The sequence below is a fragment of the Parabacteroides sp. AT13 genome (genome assembly GCF_002272965.1).
Taxonomy (GTDB): domain Bacteria; phylum Bacteroidota; class Bacteroidia; order Bacteroidales; family Tannerellaceae; genus Parabacteroides; species Parabacteroides distasonis.
Window position 1 is genome coordinate 2,300,121 of sequence record NZ_NQMH01000001.1, and the last position, 18,267, is coordinate 2,318,387.

Here is an 18,267-nt window from a genome sequence, read left to right on the forward strand (position 1 = left end):
CGCCCCACTGATAGCGATCCTTTCGAATAGAGAGGCAGGTGCTATGCCTCTGACTTATCGAAGATTTTTATAAATATTTCTTGATTTATTTATGTCGCTGTTATTGCGTGAATTATGCTTTGTGAGGATATGAAATTTGCCTTAAATTAGCCCTAGGTTAATGCCTTGTTTAGCGTTCGTTAACTCATGGTTTACTGCTCCTCCCTATATTCGCTCTCGTTGTTTCGCACGAGGAAGCGAAGTTGTGTTTTACTATATATATTTTTTTTTCGACTTTAAATTTAATACTATGAGTAACACTATGTCTGACAAGAATTCGGTGAACTTCACACGTAGGGAGTTCTTAGGTACAGTAGCTGCAGCGGCGGCGTTTACAATCGTACCTCGTTCCGTTTTGGGTGGACCGGGCTATACGGCACCTAGCGATATGGTCAATTTGGCCGGTATCGGTGTGGGTAGCCAAGGTGGTGGCGATATACAGAATATCGCTACTCCGGATGTACCAATTAAAAGGAGACCTTTTGGTGGAGGCGGTATGCTGATGCAACCTTATGCGGGCATCCAGCCACCCAGACGGGAACGAAGAGCGTCGGATAATCCTGTGCAAATGGGAGATGCGGAGAAACAATCGTTTAAGCATGCGAATATTTATGCGCTATGTGATGTAGACCACGATTACTCCGGACATATCTTAGCGGGATACCCGAAAGCGAAGAAGTATACCGATTTCCGGGAAATGATCGACAAGGAGAAAGAGATCGATGCGGTATTGATCGGTACTCCGGACCACACCCATGCGGTTATTGCCGCTTATGCGATGAAAGCTGGTAAGCATGTATTTGTAGAGAAGCCGATGGCTAAGACGATTTATGAGACCCGTTTTTTGAGGGATCTGGCAAAGCAAACCGGTGTTGTTACCCAGATGGGTAACCAAGGGCATAATATTGAAGGAACTATGCAGACGGTCGAATGGATCCAAGGTGGCGTGATCGGAGACGTAAGGGAAGTTCATTTGTGGACAAACCGTCCGATGTGGCGCCAAGGTTATTTTGATCGTCCGGCGGGAGTGGATATACCGTCTAATCTTAACTATGACGTGTGGTTGGGACCGGCTCCTGATAAACCTTATAATCCGGAGATGCTTCATTTCGCTTGGCGTGGATTATGGGATTACGGTACAGGCGCTATGGGGGATATGGGAGCCCATACCTTCGACGCTCCGATTTGGGCGCTTAATTTGGGTATGCCCACAAAAATACAAGCTACTTCCACCCCTTACAATAAGGACTATCTGCCACAATCGGAATGCGTGACGTATGAGTTCCCGGCTCGTGGGAATATGCCTCCGGTAAAGGTAACTTGGAGTGATGGGGGTATAAAACCGGCTCGTCCGGCGGAGTTGGAAGCGAACCGCCAGTTAAGGGAAGCGCTTTATATAGGCGATAAAGGCCTGATCATGCATGGTACCCATGGAGCGGAGCCGCAACTGATACCGGAAAGACCGGGGTTCGTAGCTCCGGAGAAGACATTAAAGCGACCGAGTAATATTTATGTGGACTTTATCGAGGCGATAAAGGAAGGTCGCAAAGCCGCTAATGATTTTGAGGTATCCGCTAAATTGACGGAGATTATGTTGCTGACGAATATCGCTGTCGCCGCGCAACGGTTGGATCTTACGTTGGAATATGACGCAGAGAATATGAGAATCACGAATTGTCCGGAAGCGAACGATTATTTCCACTATGAGTATCGTAAAGGTTGGAGCCTGTAAGGGACTTTCTTCTAAGGGTTAAGATTAATTTATAAATTGAATGGTTATGAATAAAGATGTGAACAATGGTCAGTCCAGACGTGAGTTTCTAGGAAGATCGGTCGCTGCTTTGGCGGCCGCGTCTTTCCTTCCGAGTGCTTTCTCTTGTACGGGGAAGAGTGTGGCGGCTCCCGCTCCGGTTGATACGGCGGCGGAGGCAGGCAAGGTTAACTCGAAGTTCGGTGGCGTGCAAATCGGCACGATCACTTATAGTTGGCGTTCCATGCCGGGTGGATTGGAGAATATCATCAAGTATTGCCAAGAAGCGAATATCAGTTCCATTGAGTTGATGGGAGGTGATCTGGAAGCTTATTTAGGAGCTCCGGAGAATCCGATGATGAAATTCTTCCGTCGGCAAGCTTCTCAACCTGCGGCGAAACCGGGTGAGAAACCTGCGGCTCCTCGTCGGATGGGTCCCCCGAAGTTTACTCCGGAGCAGCAGGCTGAGATCGATAAATATAAGGAAGAGGTGAAAGCGTGGCGTCTCGGGCTGGATCTATCGAAGGTGGAAGGTGCCCGTAAGTTGTTGAGCGACGCTGGGATATCTGTGCATATCGTGAAAATGCAACCTTCCGGCATGGGATCGGACGAAGAGGTCGATTATGCCTTCAAGGTGGCCAAGGCCATGGGCGCTAAAGCCGTGACGGACGAGATTAATTTGGAGACGGCGAAAAGAGTCGCTCCATTTGCCGAGAAGCATGGGATGTATATGGCTTTCCATAATCATATGCAATATGCCGAAGAAGGCTTTAGTTGCGATCCGATCTTAGCGATCTCTCCTTCTATTATGTTGAATTTTGATGCGGGCCACTTCTTTGGCTCTACAGGTATCCATCCGAATGAGATGATCAAGAAATATCATGATCGGATCTATAGTATCCACTTGAAAGATAAGACGGGGCCTACGACAGGGGACCAGCCGAATACGAATCAAGTATGGGGACAAGGGGAGATGCCGTTGGAAGACGTGCTCTTGTTGATCAAACAAGAGAAATGGCCTATCTATTGCGATATAGAACTGGAATATGATATCAAGCCTTGGTCTGACTCCGTGAAAGAGGTAGGCACTTGCGTGAAATATGCTCGACAGATATTGATGTAGATTATAGAATGTTGTCTTTGGTATGTCATTAATGGGATGACGAAAAGGTCGGTTCCCGGTGGAGCCGACCCTTTATTTTTTATTTATTGATCTCTTTCAGCAAATTTGGTGCGCACTTAAAATGGACAATGGTTCTAGGGATCAACATTAAAGTCTCTCCGCTTTTCGGGTTTCTAGCCAACCTGCTTGTCTGTAAGCGGGGAGTATAAACACCGAAACCCTGTATACATACCTTTTCTCCGGCTCTCGTTTTCTCTAAGATGATGTTATTCAGTTCTTCCAATATGTACCGGATTTCTTCTTTGTCATTACCGACTCTTTTCGATAATTCCTCGATTAGCTGACTTTTATTCATATCGTATTATTTTTTGAGAAGTTTGTTCTTTGCTCTGTTGTTAAATATTTTTTCCTGTATTGCAAAGGCGATAAGCCCGTGTGCCTCCGAAAGAAGCGTCCCAACGAGGATTGGTTCGAGAACTGCGTCTTCTCAACAATCTCTTGGATATTCAAGGTGGAGTTGGTGAGTAATCCTTTTAATTCTAGGATCATATATTCCGTAATCCAATCTTTGGCGGATTTGCCGCTTACCTCCTTAACAACCATGGTCAAGTATTTAGGGGTGATGCATAGAGAGTTCGCGTAGAACGTCACGCTTCTGTTCACTTTGTAATTACTCATGACCAATTGAAAGAATTTGTGGGTCAGTTCTTTCTTGTGTACATCTATCGTTGCCGTACTGTCTAAAGAATTGACTTTATAATGGTTATATATATCAAGGAATAATATGCGAAGTAAGAGTATAACCGACTCTCTTCGATACTGGTTTTCCGGATCGACGGCTTTTCTTATAAGTAATTCAAAGAAGTCTACAAAGGAAAGAGTTTCCACGTCTTCCATCTTGAAATAGTAATGTTGCCTCATATAGAAAAAGAAATGTGGCGAGAAACGACTGATACCGCTTAATATATCAGAATAAAAGGATTCCGTGATCGTGAAATATCTGATTTGGAAATCTACGCTAACGTCCGTTAATGCGACCAATTGCCCCGGCAAGATGATGATGAGCTCTTTGGGGGTTATAATGTGCTTGTTGGAATAGATATCAATTTTAGCGTTTCCTTTTACACAATAGATGACAATCCCTAATCTTATATAAGAAGGGTAAGTGGTAATAGGAAGTTCTTTGGAAAGTGTAAAGATATTGAAGTCCTTCTCCAAAGAATAATCAATACCACTATTCGGCTCAACTATTTTTTTAATATTTCCCGACATTCTTTTTGTCTATGTTTCTTATGTAAAATTATAACTTCGTCTTTTACTATATTTATCTAGTGGTTGTTTGGTATAATATTACAGAAATATAGGTCTCGTTTTGGCGTTTTTTAAAGTTTGGCTTAAATGATACCTTGAAAAATAACCGCTATTGGATGTTTTTGTTTGTAGGTCTAATACTTTTTTGCAAATACGGTTGAGGTGATGTTAGGGATAACTTGTATTCTAAGGGCTGTGCGAGCTGGATGGAATATGTGTTAGGAAATATTAGTAATTAAGGTTAAGGACAAGCGTGCGAGACAAGAACGGGAAGGATTGCCTCGCACGACAGGCTTAGATCGTCTTTTAGATAAACTTGAGTATATCTTCTGCCTTTTCCGCTATATGATCGGGTGCGTATTTCTCTAATTCCGTACGAGGGCGAAAGCCCCATGTTACCCCACAGGAGGTCACTTCGCTGTTGATGGCGGTTTGCATGTCTACGTCCGAATCACCGACATAAAGAGTGCTCTCTTTGGATATGCTCGCTCGTTCTACGATCTCATTGACAATACTGGGATCTGGCTTCGCCTTTACTCCTTCACGCTGTCCGAGAACCTCCGTAAATTGTATGGAAGGAAAGAAATGGGCGATGAGCTTACGGGTAGCGGCTTGATATTTATTAGAAGCGACCGCCAGTTTTATCCCTCTTTCCTGCAACAAGGCTAATAACTCAGGGACACCGGGGTATGGAACGCTGCGATCCGTGTTATGCAGATCGTAATGCTTCAAGAACTCTTCCCTTACCTTTAGTATATTCTCTGCCGTCTTTTCACCTTCGGGTAACGCGCGTTCGAATAATTTGTTGATGCCGTTTCCTACGAAGAAGTTATACTCCTTTACGTCGTGCGTCGGAAAACCGTTTTGCCGCAACGCATGGTTCGTGCTATGGGCTAAATCGGCGATCGTATTTAATAATGTTCCGTCAAGATCGAATATTACTAACTTTTTCATTTTAGTTTTCTGGCAAAATTAATGGAATGTAGAGACATACTTTACCTTTCGACTGATAAAATAGATGAACCGATTTAAAAATAGATAAAAGTATTAGGTCATATATAAGATATTTGTATCTTTAGGACAGGAATAGAAATCCTTTGTAATATATTGTATAACCTAAAATTGGAACATCATGGGAAAGAATCAATTAATTCACGGGAATGAATTTCATTTGCTGAAACAAGCAGAGATTCATAAAGCTACAGGCAAATTAGTCGAGTCACTAAACTTGGCAGCCGGTTCTACGGGAGGTTTTGATATTTATAAAGTTGTAGAGGCTTATTTTACGGATTTAGAGAAAAGAAAGGAGATCAATGATTTGTTGGGTATTTCCGAGCCATGTGAGACACGTGTCACGGAAGAATGCTTTTCTTAAATAAGCCGCAGTAGGAATAACATAGAAAAAGGAGATACCTGAATCAGATATCTCCTTTTATTATATCTCAAAGAAGGATCAATTACTTACCAGAAAGTTTTTCTTTCAAAGCTGCCAATTCCTCGATGTCACCTAATGTAGTCTTTTCAACCGGACCGGTTACCATTCCAGATTCCTCTTCTTTTTTACCGCCACGTTTTGAGGATGCCTTCTTTTCAGAAGTTGCCTTAGCGCCTTTTTGCTCATCTTCAAAGATGCGGCTGTGAGAAAGGATGATACGTTTAGCTTCCTTGTTGAACTCGATTACCTTGAATGAAAGTTTCTCATCTACTTGAGCTTGAGAACCATCTTCTTTTACAAGATGCTTCGGAGTAGCGAAACCTTCTACGCCGTAAGGCAAAGAGATAACGGCACCCTTATCCAATACTTCGATGATTGTACCTTCGTGGATAGAACCAACCGTGAAGATTGTCTCGAATACATCCCAAGGATTCTCTTCCAATTGCTTGTGGCCTAAGCTTAAGCGACGGTTTTCCTTATCGATTTCCAATACTTGAACCTCGATCTCAGCGCCGATCTGAGTGAATTCAGACGGATGTTTGATCTTCTTCGTCCAAGACAAGTCAGAGATGTGGATCAAGCCGTCAACACCTTCCTCGATTTCTACGAATACACCGAAGTTAGTGAAGTTACGAACCTTAGCCGCATGACGAGAACCTACCGGGAAGCGCTCCTCGATGTTTTCCCAAGGATCAGCCTTCAATTGCTTGATACCAAGAGACATCTTACGCTCGTCACGGTCCAAAGTCAAGATTACGGCTTCGATCTCGTCGCCAACCTTCATGAAGTCTTGAGCGGAACGCAAGTGCTGTGTCCAAGACATCTCTGAAACGTGGATCAAACCTTCTACGCCCGGAGCGATCTCGATGAACGCACCGTAGTCAGCCATAACGACAACTTTACCCTTAACCTTGTCACCAACCTTCAAGTTCGTATCCAAAGCATCCCATGGGTGCGGAGTCAATTGCTTCAAGCCAAGAGCGATACGTTTCTTCTCGTCGTCGAAGTCCAAGATAACAACATTGATCTTCTGATCAAGCTGAACGATTTCTTCCGGATGAGAAACACGTCCCCAAGAAAGGTCTGTGATGTGGATCAAACCGTCTACGCCACCCAAGTCGATGAATACACCGTAAGAAGTGATGTTCTTGACAGTTCCTTCCAATACCTGTCCTTTCTCCAATTTGGAGATGATATCTTTCTTCTGTTGTTCCAACTCAGCCTCGATAAGAGCCTTGTGAGATACAACAACATTCTTGAATTCTTGATTGATCTTAACAATCTTGAATTCCATAGTCTTACCTACAAATACATCGTAGTCGCGGATCGGCTTCACATCGATCTGAGAACCCGGCAAGAACGCTTCGATACCGAATACGTCAACGATCATACCGCCCTTCGTACGACATTTGATGTAACCTTTGATAATTTCGTCTTTTTCAAGAGCCTCGTTAACACGATCCCAAGAACGTGTAGCGCGTGCTTTCTTGTGTGAAAGGATCAATTGTCCTTTTTTGTCTTCTTGGCTCTCGATGTAAACCTCTACCTCGTCACCAATCTTTAAATCCGGGTTATAACGGAACTCGGACATAGGAACAACACCGTCAGATTTGAAACCGATGTTTACAACAACCTCACGTTTGTTCATAGAAGTAACGGTACCCATAACCACTTCTTTGTCTTTTACCGTGTTCAGGGTCTCGTCATACGTTTTTACAAGATCGTCCTTGCTTACTTCGGTGTAAGTCTCGCCTTGCTCGAAAGCGTCCCAGTTGAAATCTTCAACTGGCTGGATGTTTTTTAAATTTTCCATTCTTTAATTGTTAATACTAAGTTTGTTTTAATTAGTAAGTTAGACTTTATGTTGTCATCTCTCAAAAATCGGGGCAAAGGTAATGCTTTTTTTCTGATTGACAAGAGTTTTGAGGGGTAAAAACATTCATTTGGGTCGTGTTGGCTGTAATTACGGAAAACTGTTGATTTTTATTGATATTTATTTTGTAAGTTTGCGAATTGTAAGCGATAAATCAATGAGTAGAGGATTTTTAAGAAAGTCCAGCGTCAATACTTTTATAGGAATAGTGTGGATTTTGTTTGCGGTGGGCACAAGTGCGCAGAATGCCGTGAGTAAATTTCGTGCGGATAGCATACGCCAATCTTTATCACGTATCCAAAAACCTCAGGATAAGATACCCCTTCTTAAAGAATTAATCGGCTTGTACTGGCAATTGCCGGAGGAGGTACTAGCGTTGAAAGAGATAATCGATATCGCGATGCCTTTGGATTCCATCGGGATCGTATACGATGCGATGGCTGGCTTGAGTCGTTATTACCCTGCTATTAGGACGTTTGTCCGAGTCGGGGGCGCTCTTGAAACAGTATGATCATTTATTGGATTCCTTGGAAAGGAAGTATAATGGGGAGGGAAAGATTTTTCCGGTAAAACGTCATCGTTGCTTGATGAGTTGCTATTATTGCGAGCTGTATACCATGAAAGGGAATTCGGGAAAGGCACAGGCGTATTTGGATCAGGCGACCGCTTATTTGGATAGTTCTTTTGGGGATAGGGTGGAGGCTCAATATCTGCGGACAAAATCATTTTATTATTGGAAGGAGAAAGATTATAGGCATGCGTTGTCCGCCGTCAATCTGGCTTTAAAGATCAATCGTGATCTGGATAAGTTGGAGATGAAGAAAGCGATATTGCAATCATCCGGCCAATTGCAAGAGGCGGTCACTATCTATGAGGAGATCATCAATAAGACGGAGACGATCAACACGGATGCCTTCGACCGGCAAATCGAGCAACTCCGTGTATTGAATGACTTGAATGACCTGGAAAAGCAAGATCGGGAGTTGAAGCTGAAATCGGAGCAAGAAGCTTTGAAGCAGAAGCAGATTGTCGTATCTATCGGTCTTCTATTGGTCTTGATGGGCCTACTCTATATGTTGTGGCGTATTTATATGCATACTAAGCGGTTGAGAAATGAGTTGCTTCAGGAGAAAGACTCCTTGACCGCTTCGGAGAAGCAACTGCGGGTCGTGACGAAAGAGGCGGAGGCGGCGAACAAGAAAAAAAGCGCCTTTATCGCCAATATCAGCCATGAGGTGCGTACGCCGTTGAACGCCATTGTCGGGTTCTCGGAATTATTGGCGAGTAGCGAGTATAGCGAGGAGGAGAAGATCCGGTTTGCCGGGGAGGTGAACCATAGTTCCGAGTTGCTATTGAATCTGGTGAACGATGTCCTGGATTTATCCCGTTTGGAATCCGGCAAGATCAAGTTCAGCGTGAAGCCAAACGATCTGGTCGCCTGTTGCCAGAGGGCGTTGGATTCGATTCGCCATCGGGTGAAGCCCGGGGTCCGATTGACGTTTACTCCCTCGATTGAATCTTATACCTTGAATACGGATGCCTTGCGTTTACAGCAGTTGCTGACTAACTTGTTGTCGAATGCCGCTAAATTCACCTCCGAGGGAGAGATCAATCTCTCGTTTACCGTGGATGAGGGCAAGGAGGAGGTCCGTTTCTCCGTTACGGATACGGGCTGCGGGATCCCGGAGGATAAGTGCGAAAAGATATTCGAGCGTTTTGAGAAACTGGACGACTTTATTCAAGGTACCGGCCTAGGACTATCTGTTTGCCAGATCATCTCGGAGCAGCTTAATGGCTCTTTATCGGTGGACATCTCTTATAAGGATGGAGCCCGGTTTGTCTTTATACATCCAACGAATTTAATTGAGACCCCCATATGAGACTGAAGAATCGACTCAATAACTGGATATCCATACGTATGGGGATGGTCATCGTGATCTTCCTAGGCGTATCTTGCGGTTCGATGAGATCTTCCACACCTCCTCCCGCCAAGGATCGTTTAACGGAGATCGACAGCTTGGAGAGGTTATTGCCGGACTGCCCGACAATAGCGTCTACCTTGCCCTTATTGCGGCGGTTGGCATTCCTGTACCAGCAGCAATCCGAGATGAAGGTTTATAATGAACGTCTTTATGAAAATGCGATGGCGGTGGATTCTATATCTGTCGCATACTTGGGATTGAAGAACTTAGCCGAATATTATTACGATCAGTCTGTACGTGATAGTTTGGAATATTATTGTTCTCTCGTAGACTCCATAGCCAAGGCCCGGCATGAATACCCGAATGTGTTGTTTGACGTGAAGAGCCTTTCCAGCCAAGATCTCCTTTGGCTTGGGAATTATGAGCTGGCGATGAGCGAAGCTATGGATCTGTATCGGTTGGCGAGCAACTTGGATCATAGATATGGCTTGCTCCGTTGCTCGGAGACATTAGGATTGATTTACCAACGAATCCGGAGGGATAGCGACGCTGTTGTCTCTTTTCAGGAAAGCCTTGATTTATTGAAGGATATAAAGGATGTGCCGGATATCATGGATACTAAGGTCCGGTTAACTTCTTATCAATTGGAGAGTAGCGTACGGACGAAGCAATATGCGTCGACGGAACGGATCTTAGGGCAATATAAGGCTTTGCTCGATGAGCAGTATAAGATCTACCAAGAGAAAAACGATCTTTTGTCTATTAAAAGAGAATATTGGTTACTTTATTCTTTTTACACGAGTTTTTATCTTTCGCAAGGAGACTTGGAGAATGCCAAGCGTTCGTTGGATCAAGCCTCTTCTTATGCGGATAGTAATTGGGTTGAGGGAGATTATGCGATCAATACCTACCTGACGGTTAAGGCCCGTTATCATAAGGCGGCAGGAGACATTCCGCTGGCGCTTCATTGTATAAATGAAGTGCTGGAGACCGAGCGGCTGCCCGAGGATATCCAGTTCAAGGCGGATATCTTGAAGGAACAGGGACAACTTGGGGAGGTCATGGCTCTATATGACGAACTTTATAGTACGCTGACGAAAAGGCGGGGAACTTCTTTTCTCCGGCAGGTAAACCAATTGCGTACCTTGCATGAGCTGCATGAAAAGGAGTTGAAAGAAACGGAATTGAAGGAGGCCGGGCAACGCATCGCCCGGAAACAGGATCTGCTGATCTTTATCCTATCCATATCGGTCGTGCTGTTGATCCTTCTCTATGTCCTGTTTTTGTACTACCGTCATCTACGATCCTTGAAGAACCAGTTGCAGCGGGAGAAAGAGTTGCTTTTGGAATCTCAAAGACAGTTGATAAAGGAAAAGACCCGTGCGGAAGAGGCTAGCTTGATGAAAAGCGCTTTCCTTGCGAATATGAGCCACGAGGTCCGGACTCCGTTAAATGCTATCGTGGGGTTCTCCGGTTTATTGGTGGAACCTTCTACCGATGAGGAGGAGCGGAAGGAATATTCGTCTATCATCCGGAACAACACGGATCTGATGTTGAATCTGGTAAACGACGTATTGGACTTATCCCGGATGGAGACCGGAGACCTTCATTTTGACATCAAGGATCATCTGCTTTTAGTATGTTGCCAAATGGCTTTGGAGAGTGTACGCCATCGGATACCGGATGGGGTTAAATTGACTTTTTCTCCCGCCGGGGAACCAATCGTGGTACATGTAGATAATCTGCGCCTGCAACAACTGTTGACAAACCTGTTGACAAACGCCGCTAAATTTACGGAGAAAGGCGAGATTAATCTATCGTTTCAACTTGAGCCGGACCGGAAGAAGGTATGTATAGCCGTTACGGATACGGGCGCCGGAATCCCCCTTGAAAAACAGGCTACCATATTCAACCGCTTTGAGAAGCTGGACGATTACAAGCCCGGCGTGGGTTTGGGGCTCTCTATCTGTCTCCTGATCGCCGAGCGGCTGGACGGCGCCTTGTTTATCGACTCTTCGTATACAGACGGGGCTCGCTTCGTGCTTATCCTTTCTTGTGAAATAGATTCCTCAATTTATAATCCGCCAATAGAAGTATGAGCGTGATGGCCCCTATGTATAAATAGAAAGCCAAGGCCGATGTGCTTATCGTGGGGATGGCTATCTTGGGTATCTCCATATATACGAAAGATACGATCGCGAGGGAAATCATGATAAGCGAGGCCACGATCGCCGCTAACAGGCTGAACCGTTCGTCACGTTTCTTCGCCTTTGCGGACTCAAGCATGATTTGTCGCATTACGTTCGAACGGAACGAGGCGGGAAGCTCCTCCTCCGGTATGCGTTTGAATAAATCCCCCAATAAATCGGGTTGTTCCTTATTTGTGTTTATCTTACTCATGATCCATTCCATTTAATAATACAAACAATTTTTTTCGGATGCGATGTAGCTTGACTTTAATATTCGAGGCGGTCAAGCCGGTGATAGAGACCAGTTCTTCTATTGTTTTTTCTTTCCAATAAAAGAGCAAGATCAAGGCCCGTTCGTCCGGTAGAAGTTGTTCAAGGGCGACTTCCAATCTTTGAACCTGTTCCGTGGATTCGGTTTGTCCGAACAGGTTCGTAATTTCCTCCTCCGATACGTTTTCAAGTGTAGTCTCCTCAATCGCTAGAAACTCATATCTCTTCTTCCGGACCGACGAGATCGCCGTGTTGTAAGCGATCCGGTAAATCCATGTGGAGAAACTGCAATCCCCTTTGAATGAGGCGAGGTTTTTGAATACCTTCATAAACGTATCTTGCGCCAACTCCTCAGCCTCCTCTTGGCTTCGTACCACTTTGAGGATCAACGAGTTAATCGGACGGCTATACTTGTCCAAAAGGCAAGCGAAACATGCCACGTCCCCCGCTTGTATCCTTTGTATGTAATATGTATCGGTATACAATTCCATTGTACTTAATGGACGCAAGCCGGGTAAATAGGTTACAACTTGCGGTAACAAAAATAAAAAATATTTTTCAGCCCGGAGGTGTAACCTATGGGAAACTGTTGCGTCAAATTAGCAAACAATATGAATGAATCAATTAAAATTATACAGTTATGATGGATTTTATTTCTGTTCCGCTAGTTGTCGGAATCGTTTGTGCAGGTATTTACGGATTATTTGAGTTGTTTGTTCGCAAGAGGGAACGTTTGGCGATTATCGAGAAGATCGGTGATAAACTGGATGCCTCTGCTTTCGATGGTAAATTGGGACTGCCTAACTACATGCGAAACTTCTCGTTCAGTAGCTTAAAGGCCGGGTGCCTTTTGGCGGGAATCGGATTAGGTTTGTTGGTAGGCTTTATTATTAATATGTGTATGGCGACAAATTCTTATTATGATGATGGTTGGTACAGGCATGAGGTAGCGGGTACGGCTTATGGGGCTTCGGTTCTTTTGTTCGGGGGAATCGGCTTGATAATAGCGTTCGTCATTGAGCTGAAACTAGGTAAGAATAATAAATAGCCATAGGCTTGCCTGTATAGACGTAGCGTGCTGCATGCAGCACGCTACGTCTATACTACAGGTAGATCTCCCCGAAGAATTCAGGACAATGGAAATTAGGCTCGGGAAGGTCGATCGGACTCCAACTAACGAAATGCGGATTCATTGTTTCATCGGCGCATTTATAGAAGTTCCCTAGTATTTTCTCCGGCAGATTACTAGGATCTAACCCCATCAACTTGAGTGGTATGACTACGATCAAGTTCCATGTATGAATACCTTTAATCTCCTCGAATGCCCTTCTTCTCACGGATGGGAGTCTTATGATGCTTTTATACTCTTCTTGCGAAAGCGACGTCTTGATATCCCGTGAGGTACGGCGGGCGGCATCGCAAGTCCCGATACAATTAAACTCGAAATTCATATAATGCGAGTCACCTTCCTTTTTCATGAAGAATTCCACGCAACTATCCTTATGGACCGAGGAATTGTCCATCTCATAAGACGCCTTTAGCGAATTACCCTGCACGCTATATCGTATATATAGATTTTTCTCTGTCCGGGCTATATTAAAAGCGGTGATCGGCTTATATGGATACTCATGCCAATTGGCATGGGTGAGGAACTCACGTTGGGATTGCACCTCAAGAATCGGTTCTATGGATGTTATATCGAGTACATCCAGAACGGGGATAACAGGAACTTTCAGTCTTTTCATTTTAACTATAGATTTGAAGTAAAGGCCATTGTAAGTAGGAGGTCAATAAAACCGATAGGGCACCGATAATAGACAATACGATAATGACAGAGCCCACGATCCGGTTCAGTAACCAAATACCTCTAACGTTGAACCATTTTCTCAGTTTTCCAATAATATATGTTATGCCGAACCACCAAAGAACGGCCCCTAACCCTATGCAAACAATGCCCAATACCAGCAGCCAAAACGAATGTTCAGGCAGCACGAAACCAAACCGGGCGAATAATCCTATATAGAGCAAGACGATTAACACGTTGCTAAAGGTAAGTAGAAAAGCTGTAATAAAGTCTTGGGTGAACGATAATTTTTTTTCTCGGTGTTTCTTTAGGTTCCTAGTCGGGTTGCTTTGGAAGATATAATACCCGAAAATGCCGAGAACGATACTTCCGATCAATTGCAGGGGCGCTTGGTTCGCCTCCACGAAGTTGACCACAACTCCCATGCCCAGACAAGTCAGTGCCGCATAAATCACGTCGGATAGAGCGGCCCCTAATCCGGTGACGAACCCGTGCCAACGTCCTTTATTTAGTGTTCTTTGTATACAGAGCATACCGATGGGGCCCATGGGGGCCGAAACCAATACACCTATAATGATTCCTTTACTAACGATTCCTAGCATTAAGTTGAGTCTCTTCTAGTTTCTCGGGCAAAGATACATCCATTCCGCGATAAAAAAAAGGTAAAAAACGTAAGATACTGTAGGGACGAGGCTCGCTCGTCCCTTATTTCGGGAAATTGGGACTGTACAATAGGGTCGTATCGAGAGTCATCAATTTACCGTCTTTCACGAATGAATCTCCTCGCTCGGACAGATGCTCTACCATCATCTTGCGTAATTCGGACAACTTATTCTGATAGGCTGCGTCCTCACTAAGGTTATGTGTCTCTCCCGGGTCTTCCCGTAAATCGAACAACTGCTCGCTTCCGTTGTGGAAATTCCAGATATACTTAATCTTTCCATCGGTAAGGGCTGCCCAGTAATTATCGTCGCTATAGCAAGTGGCATGCTCCATGTCTATATAGGGGCGCCATTGTTCCTGCTGGCCTTGGATCAGCTTGAGTAAAGACCGCCCGTCCATATCGGGAGGAACCGACCCGCCGGCGATATCGATAAAGGTAGGCAAGAAGTCTCTCAGTTCTACAGGTTGTTCTATGCTGCTTCCGTCCGGTATGGATTTGGATATACCGGCGGGCCATTTTACGATATAAGGAATATGGGCCGAACCCTCGTATGGATAGGTTTTCCGCCAATGATAATGATCGCCCAACATATCGCCATGATCCGCCGTGAAACAAATCAGGGCATTGTCGTACATACCTTTGTCTTTTAGGGTCTGGATGATTTGCCCTACTTGATCGTCGATAAAGGTGATATTGGCGTAATAATGGCGACGGGAGTTTATGGCATACGCATCCCCGAAATTACCGAATGGGGCATCCGATGCTCCTTGGAGAGGATCTTTTGGCTCGGCGTATTGTCCGCACCAATCTCCTATATGGGGTTTCGGGATATCCGTGTCCTTATACATATCCAGATAACGTAGAGGCGGATCATAAGGACTATGCGGGCGGGCGAATGATACCTTAAGGAATAAGGGCTTGTCGTTGTCGTAGTTCCGGATCAACTCGCAAGCGGTCTGTCCGGTCCAAGCCGTAGGATGAAGCCGTTCGTCTAACTTATAGACACCGGCGGCATGGTCGTTCCAGCCGATACCCGTAAGATCCGGGTCTTTGCCGGGTGCCTGCAATTGAAACCATTCCCGGTAATCGCTGATGAAATCGGGACTTTCCACCCGGCCACTCTCGTCGATCAAGGTCGCGTGGAATCCGTGAAGTGCTTTCTGCGGAAACCAATGCATCTTACCGATCCCGAAGGTATAATACCCCAGATTCCGCATCATCTGAGGCATCTCGTAACGATACTTCAAGGCCATGCGTCCGTATCCCAGCATACCATGATGCCAAGGAGACATCCCGGTCAATAAACCGGCCCGTCCCGGAGTGCTACTTGGAGCGGAGGAATATCCGCTCACGAACAACGAGCCTTCTTGCGCCAGCCGGTCGATATTCGGTGAGATCACCGCCTTGTTTCCCATGCAGCCGAGGGCGTCGCCACGTTGTTGATCGGTCATGATCAGGATGATATGCGGCTTACCGCTCTTTACGGGCATGGCGGGAGAGACGGCGGTCTCTGCCTCTTTCCCGCTTTTGCTATGCGTCATCCCCGGAAGTGTCGCGCCCAGCCCGATTCCGAGGGATGACTTAATGAAGTTTCTCCTTTCCATTATTTAGCCTTGATTGTGTGATCCCGAACTCCTTTTAAAATTCCCTGCAATTGGAAAACGATCTCCGGATGTTGCAAGGCCTTGTTTCCTTCCTCGTAGACCTTCGTCATGTCGTATAACTGAGGCTCGGGGGAATATCCGGTCTCAATCTTCTCATATTCCATGATAGCGGAACCTACGCTCGGCTCGATATATTTCCAATCTTTCGTACGGACGGAGAGTGCCTTATTAAGCGCTTGCTCGATTACCCACGGGCGGTCTTCCTTGCTTTTCCCGATCCAAGTATCCAGATAATCATAGCTATCCGGCGCGCTTCCTTCCGGAAGACGGGAATTCGTCAGTGAGGCAAGGGAGGCGAACCAGTCGATCTGGCTCACTAGCGCATCTGATACGGCGGCTTGCTTGATCTCCTTTGGCCAATGTACGATAGCCGGGATACGGGTTCCCCCTTCGAAGGCACTGTATTTATTACCTCTAAGCGGTCCGGCGGGTTTATGATCGCCTAATAGCTCCACGGCCCGGTCCGCGTAACCATCGTCTACGACAGGTCCGTTGTCGCTTGACAAGATGATCAAGGTGTTTTCCGTCAATCCCATCTCATCCAATGTTTTCATCAATTGGCCTACGCTCCAGTCGAATTGCTCGATAGCGTCGCCCCTCACGCCCATCGGGTTCTTTCCCCGGAAACGGTCGTGCGGGAAGCGGGGTACATGCACGTCGTTCGTGGCGAAATACATGAAGAAAGGCTTCTCTTTATTCTCTTTGATAAAATCGATGGCGTGTGTCACGATAGAATCGGCGATATTCTCGTCTTTCCAAAGCGCCTTGCCGCCACCTTTCATGTAACCGATACGGCTGATTCCGTTTACGATGGATTGGTCGTGCCCGAAACTAGGCTTCTGGTTGTATAATAATTCCGGATTATCTTTTCCGGTCGGCTCTCCGGGAAAGTTCTTCTGGTAACTGACATAGATCGGGGCATCCGGATCGTAGTTCGCCACCTGCCCGTTCTCGATGAATACGCAGGGGACGCGGTCTGCCGTCGCCGCCATGATATAGGAATAATCAAATCCCAGATCGCCAAGGGCGGTGGGGAGTGGGGCGTTCCAGTCTTGCTCGCCCGCTTTGTCTCCTAGGCCAAGATGCCATTTGCCGATAGCGGCCGTGGCGTATCCCGCGTTCTTGAACATATCGGCTATCGTATAACGCTCCGGTCGTATGATCATTCCGGCGTTTCCTGCGGCGATGTCCGTTCCCGGGCGGCGCCATGCGTACTCTCCGGTTAGCATGGAATATCGGGAGGGCGTACTGGTAGAGGCGGTTGCGTGAGCGTTGGTGAAGCGGATACCGTTCTTGGCGAGCCGGTTGATATTCGGGGTTTTCACTTGCGTGCCGTCGTAGCATTCCAAGTCTCCATATCCCAAGTCATCCGCATAGATGAACAATACGTTTGGCGTTCTAGGTGTAATGTCTTGTCTCTGTTGGGCTTTTGCGATACCGGCTGTAAGAAGCGAGGCACCGATCCCTACGATAAGTGTTGATTTCATGTTGTTTATTATTTAGATGTTCTATAAAGAGTTTGTATTATGACTCTATTTCGTTATCAAAATCAAGAAGGTTATCTGTCTGGTATTTATCAAAATCGGATTGGAATAGACGGTCTTGAATGATACGGTATTTCTCAAATCTTTTCTTATCAACGACATAGCCGCGAATGGCAAACTTGTAATATTTAGTTGCGTAGCTTTTGCCATCGGAAGCAGTTCGTCGGAATTTCCGACAGACTGAGTCTTCTTGTAATTCTTGGCTTTGAAATATATTTTGTAGATGTTCCGTGATAGTGGAACGGCTTTTATCGAACAATACGGCAATAGCATCCTGCGTCAGCCAAAGGCTTTCGTCTTGATATAAGACTTCTATACCTTCTTCTTTATTTTCTATTTGGAAAATAAAGAATTCAGCCGTGCTGTTGTGTATCTGCAATTTCTTATTCATGGCATGTTCTATGGACATTAATTATATACAAAAATAACCAAATTATTTCAGAATCAGGGTAACTACACCAAAATATCTATGAGATGGAGCTTAGGAAGAAATGCTTTTTGGCTCTGGTTAAAAGGGGGGCTTATCGTATATTTTCATGTACGCTCTTGCTCCTTATCGAATGATGCTGTAAAAAGTCGTACGTGTTTCCCGAAAAACATGTACGACTTTTTACAGAAACACGTACGTGTTTTTCAAAAATCACAATCGTGTTTTTTAAGGTGTTGATATTAAACAATT

The 18,267-nt window shown here is 45.3% G+C and carries 18 protein-coding genes; 7 read left to right on the forward strand and 11 right to left on the reverse strand.

What is annotated here, in order from left to right:
- The first annotated feature begins 289 nt into the window (after positions 1 to 289).
- Together CI959_RS09490 and CI959_RS09495 are read left to right on the forward strand one after the other, a co-directional pair.
- Entirely contained in the window at positions 290 to 1,771 is a 1,482-nt protein-coding gene (locus CI959_RS09490; RefSeq protein ID WP_011966917.1) for a Gfo/Idh/MocA family protein, read from the forward strand.
- 46 nt (positions 1,772 to 1,817) lie between these two features.
- Positions 1,818 to 2,912 carry a sugar phosphate isomerase/epimerase gene (locus CI959_RS09495; protein ID WP_005861126.1) on the forward strand — a complete coding sequence of 365 codons (1,095 nt, stop codon included), beginning with the start codon at positions 1,818 to 1,820 and terminating at the stop codon, positions 2,910 to 2,912.
- Between the two features lie 79 nt (positions 2,913 to 2,991).
- On the opposite strand, the gene CI959_RS09500 is transcribed toward CI959_RS09495, so the two are convergent.
- The 3 genes from CI959_RS09500 to CI959_RS09510 all read right to left on the reverse strand — a co-directional run bounded on the left by CI959_RS09500 (position 2,992) and on the right by CI959_RS09510 (position 5,177).
- The gene (locus tag CI959_RS09500) at positions 2,992 to 3,267 is read right to left on the reverse strand and encodes an HU family DNA-binding protein (protein WP_005861129.1); all 276 of its coding nucleotides are present in this window, start codon (positions 3,265 to 3,267) and stop codon (positions 2,992 to 2,994) included.
- Positions 3,264 to 4,184: a helix-turn-helix domain-containing protein gene (locus CI959_RS09505; protein ID WP_057316869.1), complete on the reverse strand. Its 921-nt coding sequence runs from the start codon at positions 4,182 to 4,184 to the stop codon at positions 3,264 to 3,266. Before CI959_RS09505 ends, CI959_RS09500 begins: the two co-directional genes overlap by 4 nt.
- A 345-nt stretch (positions 4,185 to 4,529) precedes the next feature.
- Positions 4,530 to 5,177, reverse strand: a complete 648-nt coding sequence (locus tag CI959_RS09510; RefSeq protein WP_011966915.1) for an HAD family hydrolase — start codon at positions 5,175 to 5,177, stop codon at positions 4,530 to 4,532.
- Between the two features lie 178 nt (positions 5,178 to 5,355).
- On the opposite strand from CI959_RS09510, the gene CI959_RS09515 reads away from it, so the two are divergent.
- Positions 5,356 to 5,598 (forward strand): hypothetical protein, encoded by a 243-nt coding sequence (locus CI959_RS09515; protein ID WP_005861135.1) that lies wholly within the window; start codon positions 5,356 to 5,358, stop codon positions 5,596 to 5,598.
- A gap of 82 nt (positions 5,599 to 5,680) precedes the next feature.
- Here the strand turns inward: CI959_RS09515 and rpsA are convergent, their stop codons facing one another.
- Positions 5,681 to 7,471, reverse strand: a complete 1,791-nt coding sequence (rpsA, locus tag CI959_RS09520) for a 30S ribosomal protein S1 (protein ID WP_005861137.1) — start codon at positions 7,469 to 7,471, stop codon at positions 5,681 to 5,683.
- Positions 7,472 to 7,601: 130 nt separating this feature from the next.
- Here rpsA and CI959_RS09525 point away from each other — a divergent pair, with 130 nt between their 5' ends.
- From CI959_RS09525 to CI959_RS09535, 3 genes are all read left to right on the forward strand, one after another.
- On the forward strand, positions 7,602 to 8,042 hold the full coding sequence (locus tag CI959_RS09525) for a hypothetical protein (RefSeq protein WP_227742499.1): 441 nt from the start codon (positions 7,602 to 7,604) through the stop codon (positions 8,040 to 8,042).
- Between the two features lie 76 nt (positions 8,043 to 8,118).
- The gene (locus CI959_RS09530) at positions 8,119 to 9,411 is read left to right on the forward strand and encodes a HAMP domain-containing sensor histidine kinase (protein WP_211738489.1); all 1,293 of its coding nucleotides are present in this window, start codon (positions 8,119 to 8,121) and stop codon (positions 9,409 to 9,411) included.
- Positions 9,408 to 11,552 (forward strand): sensor histidine kinase KdpD, encoded by a 2,145-nt coding sequence (locus CI959_RS09535; protein ID WP_034527666.1) that lies wholly within the window; start codon positions 9,408 to 9,410, stop codon positions 11,550 to 11,552. Before CI959_RS09530 ends, CI959_RS09535 begins: the two co-directional genes overlap by 4 nt.
- Here CI959_RS09535 and CI959_RS09540 read toward each other — a convergent pair.
- Together CI959_RS09540 and CI959_RS09545 are read right to left on the reverse strand one after the other, a co-directional pair.
- Positions 11,497 to 11,853, reverse strand: coding sequence for a hypothetical protein (locus CI959_RS09540; protein ID WP_005861145.1), 357 nt, complete (start codon positions 11,851 to 11,853; stop codon positions 11,497 to 11,499). The genes CI959_RS09535 and CI959_RS09540 overlap by 56 nt on opposite strands.
- Positions 11,846 to 12,403 carry an RNA polymerase sigma factor gene (locus CI959_RS09545; protein ID WP_008780671.1) on the reverse strand — a complete coding sequence of 186 codons (558 nt, stop codon included), beginning with the start codon at positions 12,401 to 12,403 and terminating at the stop codon, positions 11,846 to 11,848. Before CI959_RS09545 ends, CI959_RS09540 begins: the two co-directional genes overlap by 8 nt.
- 149 nt (positions 12,404 to 12,552) lie before the next feature.
- Between CI959_RS09545 and CI959_RS09550 the strand changes: the two genes are divergently transcribed.
- Positions 12,553 to 12,960 carry a DUF6249 domain-containing protein gene (locus CI959_RS09550; protein WP_008780672.1) on the forward strand — a complete coding sequence of 136 codons (408 nt, stop codon included), beginning with the start codon at positions 12,553 to 12,555 and terminating at the stop codon, positions 12,958 to 12,960.
- Between the two features lie 55 nt (positions 12,961 to 13,015).
- Here the strand turns inward: CI959_RS09550 and CI959_RS09555 are convergent, their stop codons facing one another.
- The 5 genes from CI959_RS09555 to CI959_RS09575 all read right to left on the reverse strand — a co-directional run bounded on the left by CI959_RS09555 (position 13,016) and on the right by CI959_RS09575 (position 17,979).
- The gene (locus CI959_RS09555) at positions 13,016 to 13,657 is read right to left on the reverse strand and encodes a carbohydrate-binding family 9-like protein (RefSeq protein WP_005861151.1); all 642 of its coding nucleotides are present in this window, start codon (positions 13,655 to 13,657) and stop codon (positions 13,016 to 13,018) included.
- A 1-nt stretch (position 13,658) separates the two neighbouring features.
- Entirely contained in the window at positions 13,659 to 14,318 is a 660-nt protein-coding gene (locus tag CI959_RS09560; RefSeq protein WP_005861153.1) for a LysE family translocator, read from the reverse strand.
- A 103-nt stretch (positions 14,319 to 14,421) separates the two neighbouring features.
- Entirely contained in the window at positions 14,422 to 15,984 is a 1,563-nt protein-coding gene (locus tag CI959_RS09565) for an arylsulfatase (RefSeq protein ID WP_008780674.1), read from the reverse strand.
- Positions 15,984 to 17,531: an arylsulfatase gene (locus CI959_RS09570; RefSeq protein WP_009018363.1), complete on the reverse strand. Its 1,548-nt coding sequence runs from the start codon at positions 17,529 to 17,531 to the stop codon at positions 15,984 to 15,986. Before CI959_RS09570 ends, CI959_RS09565 begins: the two co-directional genes overlap by 1 nt.
- 37 nt (positions 17,532 to 17,568) lie before the next feature.
- A complete protein-coding gene (locus CI959_RS09575) occupies positions 17,569 to 17,979 on the reverse strand; it encodes a phosphoribosylaminoimidazolesuccinocarboxamide synthase (protein WP_011966909.1) in 411 nt (136 codons plus the stop codon).
- Between the last annotated feature and the right edge of the window lie 288 nt (positions 17,980 to 18,267).

Coding starts and splice junctions, on each gene's coding strand:
- rpsA (WP_005861137.1), bottom strand. CDS start 7,471: ATGGAAAATTTAAAAAACATCCAGCCAGTTGAAGATTTCAACTGGGAC.
- CI959_RS09550 (WP_008780672.1), top strand. CDS start 12,553: ATGATGGATTTTATTTCTGTTCCGCTAGTTGTCGGAATCGTTTGTGCA.
- CI959_RS09570 (WP_009018363.1), bottom strand. CDS start 17,531: ATGAAATCAACACTTATCGTAGGGATCGGTGCCTCGCTTCTTACAGCC.
- CI959_RS09530 (WP_211738489.1), top strand. CDS start 8,119: ATGAGTTGCTATTATTGCGAGCTGTATACCATGAAAGGGAATTCGGGA.
- CI959_RS09505 (WP_057316869.1), bottom strand. CDS start 4,184: ATGTCGGGAAATATTAAAAAAATAGTTGAGCCGAATAGTGGTATTGAT.
- CI959_RS09495 (WP_005861126.1), top strand. CDS start 1,818: ATGAATAAAGATGTGAACAATGGTCAGTCCAGACGTGAGTTTCTAGGA.
- CI959_RS09575 (WP_011966909.1), bottom strand. CDS start 17,979: ATGAATAAGAAATTGCAGATACACAACAGCACGGCTGAATTCTTTATT.
- CI959_RS09500 (WP_005861129.1), bottom strand. CDS start 3,267: ATGAATAAAAGTCAGCTAATCGAGGAATTATCGAAAAGAGTCGGTAAT.
- CI959_RS09545 (WP_008780671.1), bottom strand. CDS start 12,403: ATGGAATTGTATACCGATACATATTACATACAAAGGATACAAGCGGGG.
- CI959_RS09565 (WP_008780674.1), bottom strand. CDS start 15,984: ATGGAAAGGAGAAACTTCATTAAGTCATCCCTCGGAATCGGGCTGGGC.
- CI959_RS09490 (WP_011966917.1), top strand. CDS start 290: ATGAGTAACACTATGTCTGACAAGAATTCGGTGAACTTCACACGTAGG.
- CI959_RS09560 (WP_005861153.1), bottom strand. CDS start 14,318: ATGCTAGGAATCGTTAGTAAAGGAATCATTATAGGTGTATTGGTTTCG.
- CI959_RS09540 (WP_005861145.1), bottom strand. CDS start 11,853: ATGAGTAAGATAAACACAAATAAGGAACAACCCGATTTATTGGGGGAT.
- CI959_RS09555 (WP_005861151.1), bottom strand. CDS start 13,657: ATGAAAAGACTGAAAGTTCCTGTTATCCCCGTTCTGGATGTACTCGAT.
- CI959_RS09535 (WP_034527666.1), top strand. CDS start 9,408: ATGAGACTGAAGAATCGACTCAATAACTGGATATCCATACGTATGGGG.
- CI959_RS09515 (WP_005861135.1), top strand. CDS start 5,356: ATGGGAAAGAATCAATTAATTCACGGGAATGAATTTCATTTGCTGAAA.
- CI959_RS09510 (WP_011966915.1), bottom strand. CDS start 5,177: ATGAAAAAGTTAGTAATATTCGATCTTGACGGAACATTATTAAATACG.